The organism is Amycolatopsis coloradensis, from assembly GCF_001953865.1.
Classification (GTDB): Bacteria; Actinomycetota; Actinomycetes; order Mycobacteriales; family Pseudonocardiaceae; genus Amycolatopsis; species Amycolatopsis coloradensis.
Genome location: NZ_MQUQ01000041.1, coordinates 97,466 through 111,799, shown reverse-complemented (window position 1 = coordinate 111,799; position 14,334 = coordinate 97,466). Strand labels below are relative to the sequence as shown.

Genomic DNA, 14,334 nt, shown 5'->3' with positions numbered 1-14,334 from the left:
ATCGCTGATGAAAGTGACCATCGTGGGCGGCGGTATCGGCGGACTGACCGCCGCTGTCGCGTTCCATCGGCGCGGCTGGGAGGTCGAAGTGCTCGAGCGCGCATCCGAATTCACCGAGATCGGTGCGGGGCTTTCGATCCAGCCCAACGCCCTGCGCGCGCTGGACGCGCTAGGTCTGGGTGATCGTCTTCGCTCCGGTGGACTGGCCGAGCCGTTCGCCGGTGTCCGCCGCGCGGACGGGCGATGGCTGTTCCGCAACGACGTCGCCGATCTGAAGCGCCGGTTCGGCCACTGGGCGACCGTGCATCGTGCCGACCTGATCGACCTGCTCGTCAAGGCCCTGCCCGCGCGGGTACTGCGGCCCGGCACCGATGTACGCGAGGTGCGGCCCGACGGCGTCGTCGTGCACAGCGGCGGCACCGTCGCCTCCGACCTCGTCGTGGGCGCCGACGGGGTGCACAGCGCGACCCGGCGGTCCCGGTGGCCCGATGCGCCCGGCCCGCGTTACGTCGGGTACACCACTTGGCGCTTCATCGTCCCACCGCACCCGATCACCGGAAGCGTGGAAACCTGGGGCCGTGGCGAACGATTCGGGCACCTTCCGATGCCGGACGGCCGCGTCTACTGCTACCTGATGGCCAACGCCCCCATCCGCTCGCGCACCGGTCTGGACCAGCTACGCGAACGGTTCGCGGGCTGGCACGATCCGATCCCCGCGCTGCTGGCGGCGGCGGAGGACCACACGGTGTCGCAGCACGACAGCTACCAGCTGCCGGAGTTGCCCACCTACGTGTCCGGCACGGTCGCCCTTCTCGGCGACGCCGCACATGCCATGACGCCCAACCTCGGGCAGGGCGCGTGTCAGGCCCTCGAGGACGCCGTCACGCTCGCCCTCGCCGTCGACACGCTGGGCGTGCGCGCGGGACTGGTGGAATACGACCGTTCCCGCCGTCCGCGGACGCAGATGATCACCCGCCGTTCCCTGCAAGCCGGTGCTCCCGCGCATTGGACGTCCCCGCCGGTGATCGCCCTCCGCGACGCACTGCTTCCGCGACTACCCAAATCCTTCTTCGAGCGCTCGCTCGTCCCCGCGTACACCTGGACGATCTGACCGACCCGGAGGGCATGTGTGGCGTGGCCTTTAGTGCACGGGAAACGTCCTGCGGTCAGTGTCCTCACTCATGTCGCGAAAGCCACTTTCGGGACATCAGATGTCCCGAAAGTGGCTTTCGCGACACCCAGATCACCACCCAGGTGAGCACGCGAGTGGACGCCCCCGTCGGCCGGCCTCACAGTGACCTACCCCCAACACTCAACCCGAAAGGCGGATTCCATGGCCCTGCCGCGAACGGTGCTCATCGTCGTCGGAGTGATCACGACGATCAGCGCAGTACTCGCCGATCTGGTCGTTCCCGACCTGGCGGCGCAGCACGCCTTCAATCCGGGTTGGCCGCCCCACGCCAAATTCCACGACGCCCAGTACATGGTGATGACCGTGCTGCTGGGTCTGCTCGGCCTCACCCTCGCTCTCCGGCGATCGGGCAAGTCGCGCGGCGGCCTGCTGTGCGCCACCGGCGTCCTCGCCACCCCCTGGCTCGGAATGATCGGCGCGCTCCTGTTCCCCGGCACCGCGACCTACGACCCGGAGTTCGTCGACAGGACGCTCTTCGTCTTCGGTCTGCACGGCCAGGTTCTGATGGCGATCGTCCTGATCCTCGTCCTGCTCGGCGCGGCAGCGGCGACACTACGCCTGCCGTCGGAAGCCGTATTCCGGCACTGAAGCAAGCCATCATGCCGGTATCCCGTGAGCGCTATGGAAAACTCCCTGACGGGTGACAGGCGCGAAGAAGCCTCCAGCCGAGGAAGCCGCAGCGAACTCGGCGGCGAGGCGGCCGTCCTGATCGACAGCTTGCTGTGGTTGTCGGTGACGCATGCGTGGGCAGGCAGGTCCTGGCCAACATCCCTTCGTTCGAGCTGTCACGCAGCGGGTCCCGGAACTGCTGGACCGAGCGCTGAGCGAAGACGACGAGCCGTACGACGAACTTCCGGCGGTTCGCCGAACTTCTCGAGCACGTCCGGCACTGGCAGCTGCTGGGAGAACTGGTCGCCGATGTGCGTGAAGTGGTCGAAGACTACGACAAGTACCGGCACCTCTGGAGCTGTTCCCGCGGCGATCAGGCGGATCCCGGCGCGTCCGAGGCGATGACGGCCGCCAGGTCCGCCGGGGACGGGTAGGCGAAGACGAGGGCGACCGAGACCTCGATGCCGAGAGCGTCCTGCAAGCCCGCGGTGATCTGGAAGGCGGCCAGCGAGTCCCCGTTGGACTCGAAGAAGTCGCTGTCGGCGGCCAAGGTGTCGTCGCCGAGGGATTCCCGGTACAGCGACACGATCAGCTCGGGGATGTCGTGGGTCGTGGTCATCTCGGTCCGTTCTCGTTGTCTTGGGCCAGCACGGTTCGGTCGGTCTTTCCGCTGTGTGTGGTGGGGACGCGGGCGATGCGGACGAAGCGGCTCGGCAGCATGTACGGCGGCAGTGACCTGGCCAGGTGTGCGCGCAGCGCGGCGTCCGGCACGTCGGCCAGTTCGCCCGCGACGTGCGCGGTGAGGGCGACGCGGCCCCGTTCGTCCTTGGCCGCGGTGAGGACCGCGCCGATCACGGCGGGGTGGGACAGCAGCGCGCCTTCGATTTCGACCGGATCCACGCGGTAGCCACGGATCTTGAGCTGGCGGTCCATCCGGCCCAGGTACACCAGGTCGCCGTCGGAGTTCCGCCGGGCCAGGTCTCCGGTGCGGTAAAGCCGTGCTCCCGGCGGGCCGAACGGGTCCGGGACGAACCGTTCGGCGGTCAGGCCGGGGCGCCCGCCGTAGCCGCGTGCGACGCCGATGCCGCCGATGTGGACTTCACCGGCCGTCCCGTCGGGTACGGGACGGCGATCCGGGCCGAGCAGCCACACCGAAACCCCGTCAATCGGCCTGCCGACCAGGTCGGCCGCCGTCATCGGGTCTGCGGGCACGGGGTACCGGGTCGAGGTCATCGTGCACTCGGTCGGGCCGTACTGGTTGACCAGCAGGCCCGGCAGCAGCCGGCGACCACCGGAGGCCAGGAACGGCAGCAGCGACTCCCCGCTCGAAACGATCAGCTCGACCGTCCGCAGCGCGGCCGTGGCGGCCTCGTTCCCGGCGAGGAAACCGAGGAACGACGGAGTCACGCTGAGCAGCGTGGTGACGCCGAAGGTGCGCACGGTGTCGGCGAACTCGTGGGGGCGCAGCAACTTGGCACGGGGTACGAGGACAACGCATCCGCCGGCGACGAGTGGCGCGAACACGTCGCGGATCGACGCGTCGTAGCCGATCGGGGCCGCTTGCAGCACGACCGTCTCCGGGCCCAGCCCGTTGTCCGCACCGATCGCGCGCAGATACGACCGCAACCCGCCGTGCTCGACCAGCACGGCGTTCGGGGTGCCGGTCGACCCGGACGTGTGGCTGACGTAGGCGAGCGAGCGTGGCGTGACCTGCGGCAAGCGCACGACTTCGGCGGGCGGCGCGGGCTGGTCGATCAAGACGACCGGGCCGTCGACGGGCAGCGTAAGCCGGTTGGCGAGCGCGGTCGTCGTCACCAGCATCCGCGCGCCACCGGTATGGCACATGGCTTCGAGGCGGGCGTGTGGCAGGTCCGGGTCGAGGGCGAGGAACGCGCCGCCCGCTCGCGCCACGGCGGCCATCGCGATCACGGCGTCCACCCCGCGGACGACGGCGAGGGCGCACACCTGCTCCGGTCCCAACCCGTTGCCGCACAGGACTTCGGCGAGCCGCTGGATCCGGCAGGCCAGCTCCCCATAGGTGAGCAGGCCGTCCGGAGTGCGAATCGCCGGTGCCGCAGGAGGATTCGCGAGGACGTCGTCGACGAAACTCATGTCGCCTCACTGGCCAGCAACCGCGCCACTTCGGCGTCGGAGAGCCCATCGATCTCATCCTCGACCGCCCGTGTCACCGCTTGCGCCAGCTCGGCGACCGTGGTGGCCTCGAACAGGCGCCGCAGCGGAAGCTCCACGGCGAACGCGCGCCGCAACTCGGCGAGCACCCGGGTGGCCAGCAGCGAATGCCCGCCCAGCGCGAAGAAGTCGTCCGTCACCCCGACCCGGTCCACTCCGAGTACCTCGCGCCAGATGTCGGCGACGAGCCGTTCCGCCGGATCGCGGGGTGCCTCGGCCGATCCGGGACTGGTCAGGTCCGGAGCGGGCAAGGCCTTCCGGTCGACCTTGCCGCTCGCGGTCATCGGCAGAGCGGCGAGCTTCGCCCAGCGTGCCGGGACCATGTACTCCGGCACCAGCGCGCGCAGGTGTTCGCGCAACACGTCGGCGTCCGGCGTGCCGACCACGTAGGCGGCCAGCAGTGGGTCGCCCGACGGACTTGCCGCGGTGACCACTACGGCCGCGTCCACGTCCGCGTGCCGCAGCAGGGCCGCCTCGATCTCTCCGAGTTCGATGCGCAAACCGCGGATCTTGATCTGGTGGTCGATCCGCCCGAGGAACTCGATCGCCCCGTCCTGGCGGTGCCGGACCAGGTCTCCGGTGCGGTACAGCCGTGCTCCCGGCTGGCCGAACGGATCCGGGACGAACCGCTCGGCGGTGAGGGCGGCGCGGTCGTGGTATCCGCGGGCCAGCCGCACCCCACCGAGGACCAGCTCGCCGGGTACACCGGTCGGCACCAGGCGGAGGTCGGCGTCCACGATGTACGCGCGGGTGCCCGCGACCGGCCGTCCGATCGGCATCGCGGCCCCGCCCTGCTGCCCGCCGAGGTCACCGGCCACCGGGTACAGCAGGGAACAGATGGTCGCCTCGGTCGGCCCGTAGCTGCACAGGAACCGCCCCGGCAGGCCTGCCGCCGCCCACCGCCGCGCGTCGTCGACGGTGACGACGTCGGCGCCGACGTTCATCAACCGCAGGCCTGCCAGCAGCTCCGGGCCGTAGCGCATCGCCTCGCGGTAGTACGCGGGCGTGGTGTCGATGATCGTCACCCCGTGTCCGGCCAGTTTGGCCGGTAGCTCGGCCGGGGTCCAGAACACCGGGTCGCTCACCACGATCGTCGCGCCGGAAAGCAGAGTGGCGCCGATCTGGTCCATGGACACGTCGAAAGTGAGCGCGGACAACAGGACCACCCGGTCGTCCGGACCGATGGTGTAGGCGTCCGCGATCACCCGGCAGTGGTGGGCGTAGGACCGGTGCTCGATCATGACGCCCTTGGGCCGCCCGGTCGAGCCGGAGGTGTAGATGATGTACGCCAGCGCTCGCGGATCCGGCGGAGGCAAGGGATCGTCGGCGGACCACTCCGTCGGATCGCTGTCGACGGTCACCACTTCGCGGTCGCCGAACCGGTCGGCGAATTCGGCGGTGGTCACCACGACCCGGGCACCGGCGTCGGTGAGCATGAAGGCCAGCCGTTCGGCGGGATGCCGGGGGTCGAACGGGACGTACACACCGCCCGACCTGAGCACGCCCAGCAGGACCACGACCGCGTCGAGAGACCGCTCCAGGCACACGCCGACGACGGTCTCCCGAGTGACCCCGCGTGCCCGCAGCAGCCGCGCGAACCGGTTGACTCGCGCGTTCAGCTCGGCATAGGTCAGTTCCCGCGTGCCGCAGACCACGGCCACCGCGCCGGGCCGCAGCGCCGCTTGCCGCTCGACCAGTTCGGGGACGGACAATCGGTGCTCTTCGGCGGGATCGAGTGCGGCCAGCCGTTCGCGATCCGGGTCGTGCCAGTCGTGCAGGAGCCGTCGGCGCTCGTCGTCACCGAGCACGTCCAACTCGGCCAGACGCTGGTCGGGATCGGCGGCGATACTCGCCAGCAGACGCAGGTAATGCCCGGCCATCCGCTCGACGGTCGTCCGGTCGAACAGGCTGGTCGCGTACTCGAAGACACAACGCAGCTCACCGCCGTCCCGCTGCTGGACGGACACGGTGAGATCGAATTTCGCCACCTGGGTGCCGGACGGGATCCGCTCGACGGCGGTGCCGCAGAGGGTGCCAGGGCGATCTTCCAGATGCTCCAGCTCGAACATGATCTGGAACAGCGGGTTGCGGGACAGATCCCGGTCCGGCTGGAGAGCGTCGACGAGATGCTCGAACGGCACGTCCTGGTTGGCGAACGCGTCGGTGCAGCCGCGGCGCACCTGATCGAGCAGTTCGGTGAAGGCCGGCTCGCCGGCCAGATCGGCGCGCAGGACCAACGTGTTGGTGAAGAACCCCAGCAGATCTTCGGTCTCCTGCCGGGTGCGGCCCGCCACCGGAGTACCGATCGAGACGTCGGTTCGGCCGGTGTAGCGGCCGAGTAGCACCTGGAACGCGGCCAGCAGGGTCATGAACGGCGTGGCGCCCTGCCTCGCGGCCAACTCCGTCATCGCCCGCGCCACCGGCACCGGCACGGTGACCGACAGCGAGTCCCCGCGCGGATCGCGCTGTGCCGGGCGCGGCCGGTCGGTGGTCAGCTCGACCGGGGTGAGGCCGGTCAGCCTGTCCCGCCAGTACCGGAGCTGACCGGCCATGTCCTGGGTGGACTGTGCGGATCGTTGCCATACGGCGAAGTCCGCGTATTGGATGGGCAGCGGCTGCCGGTGCGCGGCGTTCAGGTCGCGGAACAGGATGTCCATCGACCAGGCGTCGGCGACGATGTGGTGCAGGGTCAGCGCGACCAGGTGCTCGTCCGCGGCGACCCGGACCACGGTGACCCGCAGGGGATGCTCGCGCTCGAGGTCGAACGGCTTGCTGGACACCTCGTCCAGCAGTTCGCGGGCCGCCGAAGGCCTGCCTGTCAGGTCGACGAGACGGAACGCCACCGGCCCAGGCGGATCGACGATCTGCACGGGCTCGCCGTCTCGGCCGACGTAGCGGGTGCGCAGCACCTCGTGCCGCGTGGCGAGCCGATCGAGCGCGCGCCGGAACGCGTCGACGGACAGCGGGCCGGAAAGCCGCAGGGCCAACGGGATGAGGTACTCGACGCTGTCCGGGTCGAGCTGGTCGAGGAACCACATCCGCTGCTGCGCGAACGACAACGGCAGGCCGCCGTCGCGCGAGGCCGGCTGAATGGCCGCGACGGCGGTGCCCGCGTCGATCCTGGCGGCGAGCCGCTCGACGGTCCGGTCTTCGAACAGGGCACCGACCGTCAGCTCACCACCGAACTCACGCCGGAGTTTCAGCACGAGCCGGATGGCCAGCAGCGAGTGCCCGCCGATGGCGAAGAAGTCGTCACGGGCGCCGACCTGCTCGACGCCGAGCAGTTCGGCCATGGCGACGGCGACGAACTTCTCGGTCGGGGTACCCGGGGCCGGGCGATCGTCCGATGTGGACTCCGGGCCGGACGGCCGGGGCAGCGCGGCGCGGTCGAGTTTGCCGTTGGGGCCCAGCGGGAGCGCGTCGATGACGCGGATGACCGCTGGGAGCATGGGCGACGGCAGCCGGGCGGACAGGTGTTCGTGCAGGTCGGCCGGTGTGGTTCCGTTGGACGACACCGCATACGCGACGAGGGTGGTGTCCTGGGGGACGACGGCGGCCGCCGTGACCTCCGGGTGCGAGCACAGGACGGCCTCGATCTCGGCGGGTTCGATGCGCACACCGTTGATCTTGACCTGATGGTCGACCCGGCCGTCGAACTCCAGCGTGCCGTCGTCCCGCCAGCGAGCCAGGTCGCCGGTGCGGTACCAGCGTTCGCCGGGAACCGCGGGGTACGGATGCGGGGTGAACTGCCGGGCCGTCTGGTCCGGGCGATCGGCGTAGCCGCGGGCGAGTCCGGCACCGCTGACGCATAGTTCGCCCGGTACGCCGATCGGCACGAGCCGGTCCGCGGCGTCGACGACGAAGACCCGGGTGTTGGACAGCGGCGTGCCGATGGGGACGGTGCCGGTGTGCTCGTCGCGCCGGTAGCGTCCCGCGGTGACGTCGATGGCGCATTCCGTCGGGCCGTAGGTGTTGTCGATCTCGACGTCGAGCAGTGAGGTCAGGTGACGGCACAGTGCCACCGGCAGTGCCTCGCCCGCCGAGCAGACCAGGCGAAGTGACGTGCACTCGGCGAACGCGGGCTCATCGAGCAGCAAACGCAGGACCGACGGGACGAGTTGCAGGACCGTGGCGCCGTGGCGGGTGATCGCCGTGGCCATCGCGGCGGGATCGCGATGGGCGCCGGGTGGCGCCATGACCAGGGTGGCACCGGCGGCGAACGGGGTCAGCAACTCCCACATCGACGCGTCGAACCCGGTCGTGGTCTTGTGCAGGACGCGGTCGGCGGCGGTGAGCTGGTCGCGGACCGACCACAGGACCCGGTTGCGGATGCCGTCGTGGGTGACGGTGACACCCTTGGGTGTGCCGGTGGAACCGGAGGTGTGCACGACGTAGGCGATCTGCGCGCCGTGGATGGCGGGGCGTTCGGTGAGGGAGTGCTGGGCGATGGCTTCCCGACGCGCGTCGAGGTCGACCCGCGTGACGCTGTCGGGGAGGCCGACGTCCACTGTGGATTGTGTGAGGACCAGTGTGACGCCGGTGTCGGCGACGACCTGGCGGAGGCGTTCGGCCGGATGGTCCGGCGGCAGCGGAACGTAGGTGGCACCGGCGGTGAGGATCGCCAGCAGCGCGACGGCCAGGTCGGTACCGCGGTCCATGGCGACGCCGACGGGCGTCTCCGTGCCGACTCCGATCTTGACCAGGTAACCGGCGAGGGCGTCGACGCGGGTGGCGAGCGCGCCGTAGCTCAGTTCGTCCACATCGGACAGTACGGCCATGGAACTCGGCGATCGTCTTGCCTGCGCGAAGAACAGCTCCGGCAGTGACTGTCCGGCCACTGCGGCCGGCGCCGTGCCGAAGGAGCGCAGCCGGTGCTGTTCGGACTCGGCGACCAGGTCGAGCACGTGCGCCGGATCCTCCGGCGCGGCGGCGATTTCGGCGAGCAGTCGCAGGTAGTTGCCTGCCATCCGCTCGATCCGGGCCCGGTCGAACAGGCTCGTCGGAAAGATGAGCTGGCCGTGCACCGAACCGTCGGCGAACCTGGCGAGGTGGAGCGACAGGTCGAAAGCCGAGGCGGCCCACAGCGGGGTGCACAGCGTGACGTCGAGACCGGGAAGCCGGTAGGGCCGGCGTCGGGCGTCGTACCACGCGATACCGGCTTGGAACAGCGGGTTTCGCGACGGGTCGCGCGCCGGATCCAGACGGGCGATGACCTTGTCGAACGGCACGTCCTGGTTTGCGTACGCCTCGAGCGCGGTCTTCCTGACCTGCCCCAGTAGTTCCACAAAGGACGGTTGACCGGACAGGTCGCTTCGCAGCACCAGCGTGTTGAGGAACATGCCGATCAGGGGTAGCTCGTCCCGTCTCCTGGTGGAGACCGAGACGCCGACCGCGACGTCGTCCTGGCCCGAGTAGCGGGCGAGCAGCAGCTGATAGGCGGCCAGGTACACCATGAACGGCGTCGCGCGATGGGTCCTGCCCAGCTCGCTCAGCCGGTCGGCCAGTTCCGGCGGTACGACGAGGTCGACGCAGTCGCCGTCGGCCGCCCACCGCGCGGGCCGTGGGCGATCGGTGGGCAGTTGGAGCGGGGCGAGCCCGGCCAGCCGGTCCGCCCAGTACGCGAGCCCAGCGGCGGGCACCGGTTCGCGGCGGCGCATGGCTTCGTGGTGCTGGAGAGACAGTGGCGGCAGCGTCGTCGAACCGTAGAACGCGTGGAGTTCCTCGGCCAGTACGCTCCAGGACAAGCCGTCGAAGGCGATGTGGTGCACGGCGATCAGCAGGATCGCCTCGTCGTCGGCCCACCGGACCAGTGTGACCCGCCACGGCGGCTCCGTGCGCAGGTCGATCGGGGTGCGCAGGTCGCGCAGCCGAAGCTCCCGCAGTCTCGCCTCCCGCTCGCCGGGTGGCAGGTCCGTGGTATCCACAATGGACAGATCGACGGGTGCGGGATCGGTGACGATCTGCACCGCCTCGCCGTTCACCGTGTCGAACCGGGACCGCAGTACCGCGTGCCGGGACGCGATTTCCGTCAGCGCCGCGGCCAGCGCCTCGACGTCGAGGGCGCCACGCAAGCGCAGTGTCGCGGACAGCAGGTGTTCGATGGCCGCACTCGAACGCAGCTCGTCGATGAACCACAGCTGTTCCTGCGCCGACGACAGCGGGTGGACGGCACCGCTTTCCAGCATGGCCAACACCTTTCGATTCCGGTACTACTGACCGTTCTCGCCGGTCGACGGTTCGGCCATGGCCACGGCGATCTTCCGGTCACCGGTGAACGGTTCCCTGCCGTGCGAGGAAAGCATGTTGTCGACCATCAGCACGTCGCCGCGCCGCCAGTCGAAGCGCCGGGACGCCGCGCGGTAGCAGTCCCGCAGATGGGCGACGACCTCGTCGGGAATGGTGCCGCCGTTGCCGTAATAGGTGTTGGCCGGCAGGTCTTCTTCGGCGAGCATGGCGCGCAGCCCCAGGCAGACGTCCTCGGCCAGCGTGGTCACGTGGAAGAACGTGAGATGGTTGAACCACACGGCCTCACCAGTGACCGGGTGACTGTGCACGGCCCGGCGCCGGGCCGTGGTGCGCAGTCCGTTCCCGCCGAGCCATTCGGTCTCGACGCCGTTCCGCTCGCAGTAGGCCGTGACCTCGTCGCGGTCGGTGGTGTCGAACGTGTGCTGCCACGGCAGGCCGAACGAGTCGGTGAAGTTGCGCACCACCATCCAGCCCCTGGCCTCGAACTCCGCCCGGACGGTCGGATCGATCGCCGCGAGGATCCGCCGGGTGTCGGCGAGCGGCGTGGCGCCGAGCGTGTCCGGCGGCCGCACGCAGTGGAAGAACAAGCTCAGCGGCCAGGCGGCCTGATAGGAGTTCTCGTTGTGCAGGAAGATCTCCTCGGCCTCCGGATAGTCGGTCGAGGTGTACACCCGCCCCTTGATCGTGCTGCGGGGTGACGACCGCTCGTGGTAGGTCAGCGGCGGGCCCGCCAGCGTGCGGACGGTGGCGTCGAACCCGTCCACGTCGTCGATGTCGAACCCGCGCAGCAGCACGGCACCGTGTTCGAACAGCCTGTTCCGGATCCGGGAGCGACGCGCCGCGAGAGAGGCGGTGTCCTTCGTCTCGCCGTCGCCGGGAGTCACCACATAGGGCAGGGCCCGCTCCTGCCGGGAAGACTCATTTGTCGCGGAGACGGACGGTCCAGCGGTCATGTCCGTCATCGTGTCCGTTCCTCCGGGCGCCCAGAAGAGAATGACGGGTAGCGCGGGTTCTGCGCGTTCTTCTCTGCATCCGCACGCGCCCTCGCGGGCAGGCTCGACCCGGCCGGTGACCCGACAGCCGGGTGCGACAGTGACTTTCCAGGAGACGTCCATGCGCGAGGAGCAGACCGACCAGCGGGCCTACCTGGTCGTGATCAACGACGAGGAGCAGTACTCGATCTGGCCCGCCGACCGGGAACCACCGTCCGGCTGGCACGCCGAGGGCAAACGAGGCGGCCGCGAGGAATGCCTCGCCCACATCGGCGAGGTGTGGACCGACATGCGGCCACTCAGCCTGCGTCGTCAACTGGATCCGACAGCCGGCTGAGCCGGCGGAATCCATGGACCTGATCGAGAACGGACCGGCGGGCGTGCTCGCCACGATCGGCGCGACACCGCTGGTCGAACTGACCAAACTCCACCCGTCGGCGGGATTCCGGTTGTTCGCCAAACTGGAGGGCCACAACCCCGGCGGGAGCAGCAAAGACCGCGCGGCACTGTCCATGCTGGCCGGTGAGGTCCGCGCCGGACGGCTCGTCGCGGGGCGCTCGGTGGTGGTCGAGTCCAGCTCGGGCAACCTGGGCATCGGGATGGCGCAGGTGTGCCGGTACTTCGGGATCCGCTTCATCTGTGTGGTGGATCCCCGTACCAGCAAACAGAACATCGCGATCATGCGGGCGCTGGGCGCCGAGATCGAACTGATCGAGGACGTCGACCCGGTCACCGGTGACTACCTTCCGGTCCGCCTCCGCCGCATCCGCGAGCTGACCGAGACACTCGACCACGCCTACTGGCCGGACCAGTACTCCAACCCGGGCAACCCGCTGGCACACCACACCACCATGCGCGAGATCGTCGAGCAGGTTCCCGGAGGACTGGACTTCCTGTTCTGCGCCACCAGTTCCTGCGGAACACTGCGCGGCTGCGCCGAGTACGCGCGGGCCAACGACCTGCCGGTGACGATCGTCGCGGTGGACGCCGCCGGCAGCGCCATCTTCGCCGACACCCCCGGTCCCCGGCTGATCCCGGGGCACGGCGCCGCCGTCCGCCCCGCGCACCACGCGGACGACCTGGCCGACCTGGTCGTGCACATCACCGATGTGGACAGCGTACGCGGCTGCCGCCGGCTCGCCGCCCGCGAGGCGATCCTCGCGGGCGGTTCGTCCGGCGCGGTGGTCGCGGCCGTGGACAGCGTGCGTGACCTCGTACCGCCCGGCGCCACGTGCGCGCTCGTCCTGCCCGATCGCGGCGAGCGGTACCTCGACACGATCTACGACGACACCTGGGTCGCGACTCACTTCGGCGAGGTGCCGGTGGAGGGGCTGACGCGGGTCCCTGTTGGGGGGTAAGTGAAGGTGCCGTGGGGCCGGTCGCGCTTCGGGCTCTCTTGAGAGGTAAGGCAAGGTGGGGTGACCGAGCTGCTCCGCGGTGCCCGTTCCCCTCGCGGTCCGGGCCCCGTGTTCATGTCGCGAAAGCCACTTTCGGGACATCAGACGTCCCGAAAGTGGCTTTCGCGACATGCCAACCGTCGTCCTACCCCTCAAGAGAACCGGATCGCCGCTCATGTCATCTGGCCCCAGCCGCCGCTTTCGCCGAGGCGGGCAACTGCGTGACTGGTGTCCGCAGCGGTTTTCGTGTCCTGAAAGGCCACCGTAGGGACGTTGATCGTCTCAGAGGTGGCCTTCAGGACAGCAGAGCAGTGGTGACTCCGGCGCCGGGTGGGCAGGAAGACAAGAACGCTCGGCGCCTCACTTGGCCGCGGCGGGTGCTTCGGCTTTCGTCAGGTCCGGCGCCGACCGGACGGCGGGGCTGATCACCGTCGCCAAGGCCAGCATCGCCATCCACACGGTGAACAGCCACACCGTCGTGGTGGCGCCGACCGCGCCCAGTAGGATGCCGCCGATCAGTGACCCGAGCGGGACGGCCCCGAAGGCGATCATGCTCCCGGCGGCGATCACCCTGCCCTGGATGTGGTCGGGGGTGATTTCGAGCTGGTAGGCCGAGATCGCCACGTTCCACAGTGGACCGACGAAGGCCATCGCCGCGAACACCACGCCGAGCAGGAGCGGATCCCGCACCACGGCCAAGAGCGGGACCAGCACGAGCCACACCCAGTTCGCCCCGATCACGACCGCTTTCAGTGACAGCCGCTTGGCCGCCACGGGAGCGATGAGCGAGCCGAGCACCCCGCCGACCGCGAGGATGCCCAGCATGAAACCGATGGTCGACGGCGACGCGTCATGACTGGTCGCGATCACGATCACGACCAGGAACATCGCCTGGAACAACAGGTTGCTGCCGGCGATCAGGAGGGTGGTCGTCCGGAGGAACGGCTGCCGCCAGAGCCAGACGGCGCCTTCGGTGAACTCCGCCCAGCGCGGGCGCCGGGTCGTGGTGTCCCGCCGCACCTGGAAGTCCCGGCGGATCAACCCGAGTGTCAGCACCGAAACCGCGTAACTGACGATGTCGAACACGAACGGGACCGCGCGGCCGAAGCCGAACAGCACCCCGCCGAGCGGATTACCCAGCATGGCCGCGCCCCGGCGGCGTGCCTCGTTGCGTGCCAGCGCCTGAGTGAGCTGGGAAGCGTCCACCACATTGGGGACGGCTGCCGCGGCGGCCAACCGGTAGCACACCGCAAAGGTGCCTTCGAGGAAACCCACCACGAGGATGTGCGGCAGGGTCAGCCGTCCGAAGAGCAGGGCCACCACCAGGGTGCTCAGCACAAAGGCGCAGAGCAGATCACAGTGGATCATCATCCGCTTGCGATCGTACCGGTCGACCAGCGCGCCCGCCGGAAGCTGGAACAACAGCTGCGGCAGCAGCGAGACGAACCCGGTGAGACCGGCGTCGGCCGCCGAGCCGGTCAACGCGAGCACCAACAGTGGATAGGCCACGTTGGACACGTTCGAGCCCAGGATCGACACCGCCGATCCGGTCCACAGCAGAACGAAGTCACGGTTTCGGTGCAGCGGGGGAGCCTGGACACTCATGCCCCGATGCTCTCCGGGCACGGGCACGCGCGCACAGAGAAGGACCGGCACTCCGGCACACGATCGGCTGCGTGAACACGCACCCCCTTCACCCTGCCGCCCG

The 14,334-nt window shown here is 69.7% G+C and carries 9 protein-coding genes; 4 read left to right on the top strand and 5 right to left on the bottom strand.

Going from position 1 to position 14,334, the window contains the following annotated elements; genetic code table 11:
* The first annotated feature begins 7 nt into the window (after positions 1-7).
* Together BS329_RS40870 and BS329_RS40865 are read left to right on the top strand one after the other, a co-directional pair.
* Positions 8-1,111 (top strand): FAD-dependent monooxygenase, encoded by a 1,104-nt coding sequence (locus BS329_RS40870; RefSeq protein ID WP_076168881.1) that lies wholly within the window; start codon positions 8-10, stop codon positions 1,109-1,111.
* 222 nt (positions 1,112-1,333) lie between these two features.
* Positions 1,334-1,780, top strand: coding sequence for a DUF6640 family protein (locus BS329_RS40865; RefSeq protein WP_076168879.1), 447 nt, complete (start codon positions 1,334-1,336; stop codon positions 1,778-1,780).
* Positions 1,781-2,174: 394 nt separating this feature from the next.
* Here the strand turns inward: BS329_RS40865 and BS329_RS40860 are convergent, their stop codons facing one another.
* Genes BS329_RS40860 through BS329_RS40845 form a run of 4 tightly spaced genes read right to left on the bottom strand, consistent with a single transcriptional unit; the run spans position 2,175 to position 11,190 of the window.
* Positions 2,175-2,420 carry a phosphopantetheine-binding protein gene (locus BS329_RS40860; protein WP_076168877.1) on the bottom strand — a complete coding sequence of 82 codons (246 nt, stop codon included), beginning with the start codon at positions 2,418-2,420 and terminating at the stop codon, positions 2,175-2,177.
* Positions 2,417-3,913: an amino acid adenylation domain-containing protein gene (locus tag BS329_RS40855; RefSeq protein ID WP_076168875.1), complete on the bottom strand. Its 1,497-nt coding sequence runs from the start codon at positions 3,911-3,913 to the stop codon at positions 2,417-2,419. The genes BS329_RS40860 and BS329_RS40855 overlap by 4 nt, the downstream gene beginning before the upstream one ends.
* Entirely contained in the window at positions 3,910-10,176 is a 6,267-nt protein-coding gene (locus BS329_RS40850; RefSeq protein ID WP_076168873.1) for a non-ribosomal peptide synthetase, read from the bottom strand. The genes BS329_RS40855 and BS329_RS40850 overlap by 4 nt, the downstream gene beginning before the upstream one ends.
* 24 nt (positions 10,177-10,200) lie before the next feature.
* Positions 10,201-11,190, bottom strand: a complete 990-nt coding sequence (locus tag BS329_RS40845) for a TauD/TfdA family dioxygenase (protein WP_076168918.1) — start codon at positions 11,188-11,190, stop codon at positions 10,201-10,203.
* 160 nt (positions 11,191-11,350) lie between these two features.
* On the opposite strand from BS329_RS40845, the gene BS329_RS40840 reads away from it, so the two are divergent.
* Together BS329_RS40840 and sbnA are read left to right on the top strand one after the other, a co-directional pair.
* On the top strand, positions 11,351-11,566 hold the full coding sequence (locus BS329_RS40840; protein WP_076168871.1) for an MbtH family protein: 216 nt from the start codon (positions 11,351-11,353) through the stop codon (positions 11,564-11,566).
* Positions 11,567-11,579: 13 nt separating this feature from the next.
* Positions 11,580-12,587, top strand: coding sequence for a 2,3-diaminopropionate biosynthesis protein SbnA (sbnA, locus tag BS329_RS40835; RefSeq protein WP_076168869.1), 1,008 nt, complete (start codon positions 11,580-11,582; stop codon positions 12,585-12,587).
* A 399-nt stretch (positions 12,588-12,986) separates the two neighbouring features.
* Here sbnA and BS329_RS40830 read toward each other — a convergent pair whose 3' ends face one another.
* A complete protein-coding gene (locus BS329_RS40830) occupies positions 12,987-14,231 on the bottom strand; it encodes an MFS transporter (RefSeq protein ID WP_076168867.1) in 1,245 nt (414 codons plus the stop codon).
* Positions 14,232-14,334: the final 103 nt, after the last annotated feature.

What these genes read in the sequence shown, in the direction of transcription:
- BS329_RS40855 (WP_076168875.1), bottom strand. Translation starts at nt 3,913, where the DNA reads ATGAGTTTCGTCGACGACGTCCTCGCGAATCCTCCTGCGGCACCGGCG.
- BS329_RS40850 (WP_076168873.1), bottom strand. Translation starts at nt 10,176, where the DNA reads ATGCTGGAAAGCGGTGCCGTCCACCCGCTGTCGTCGGCGCAGGAACAG.
- sbnA (WP_076168869.1), top strand. Translation starts at nt 11,580, where the DNA reads ATGGACCTGATCGAGAACGGACCGGCGGGCGTGCTCGCCACGATCGGC.
- BS329_RS40830 (WP_076168867.1), bottom strand. Translation starts at nt 14,231, where the DNA reads ATGAGTGTCCAGGCTCCCCCGCTGCACCGAAACCGTGACTTCGTTCTG.
- BS329_RS40845 (WP_076168918.1), bottom strand. Translation starts at nt 11,190, where the DNA reads ATGACCGCTGGACCGTCCGTCTCCGCGACAAATGAGTCTTCCCGGCAG.
- BS329_RS40860 (WP_076168877.1), bottom strand. Translation starts at nt 2,420, where the DNA reads ATGACCACGACCCACGACATCCCCGAGCTGATCGTGTCGCTGTACCGG.
- BS329_RS40870 (WP_076168881.1), top strand. Translation starts at nt 8, where the DNA reads ATGAAAGTGACCATCGTGGGCGGCGGTATCGGCGGACTGACCGCCGCT.
- BS329_RS40840 (WP_076168871.1), top strand. Translation starts at nt 11,351, where the DNA reads ATGCGCGAGGAGCAGACCGACCAGCGGGCCTACCTGGTCGTGATCAAC.
- BS329_RS40865 (WP_076168879.1), top strand. Translation starts at nt 1,334, where the DNA reads ATGGCCCTGCCGCGAACGGTGCTCATCGTCGTCGGAGTGATCACGACG.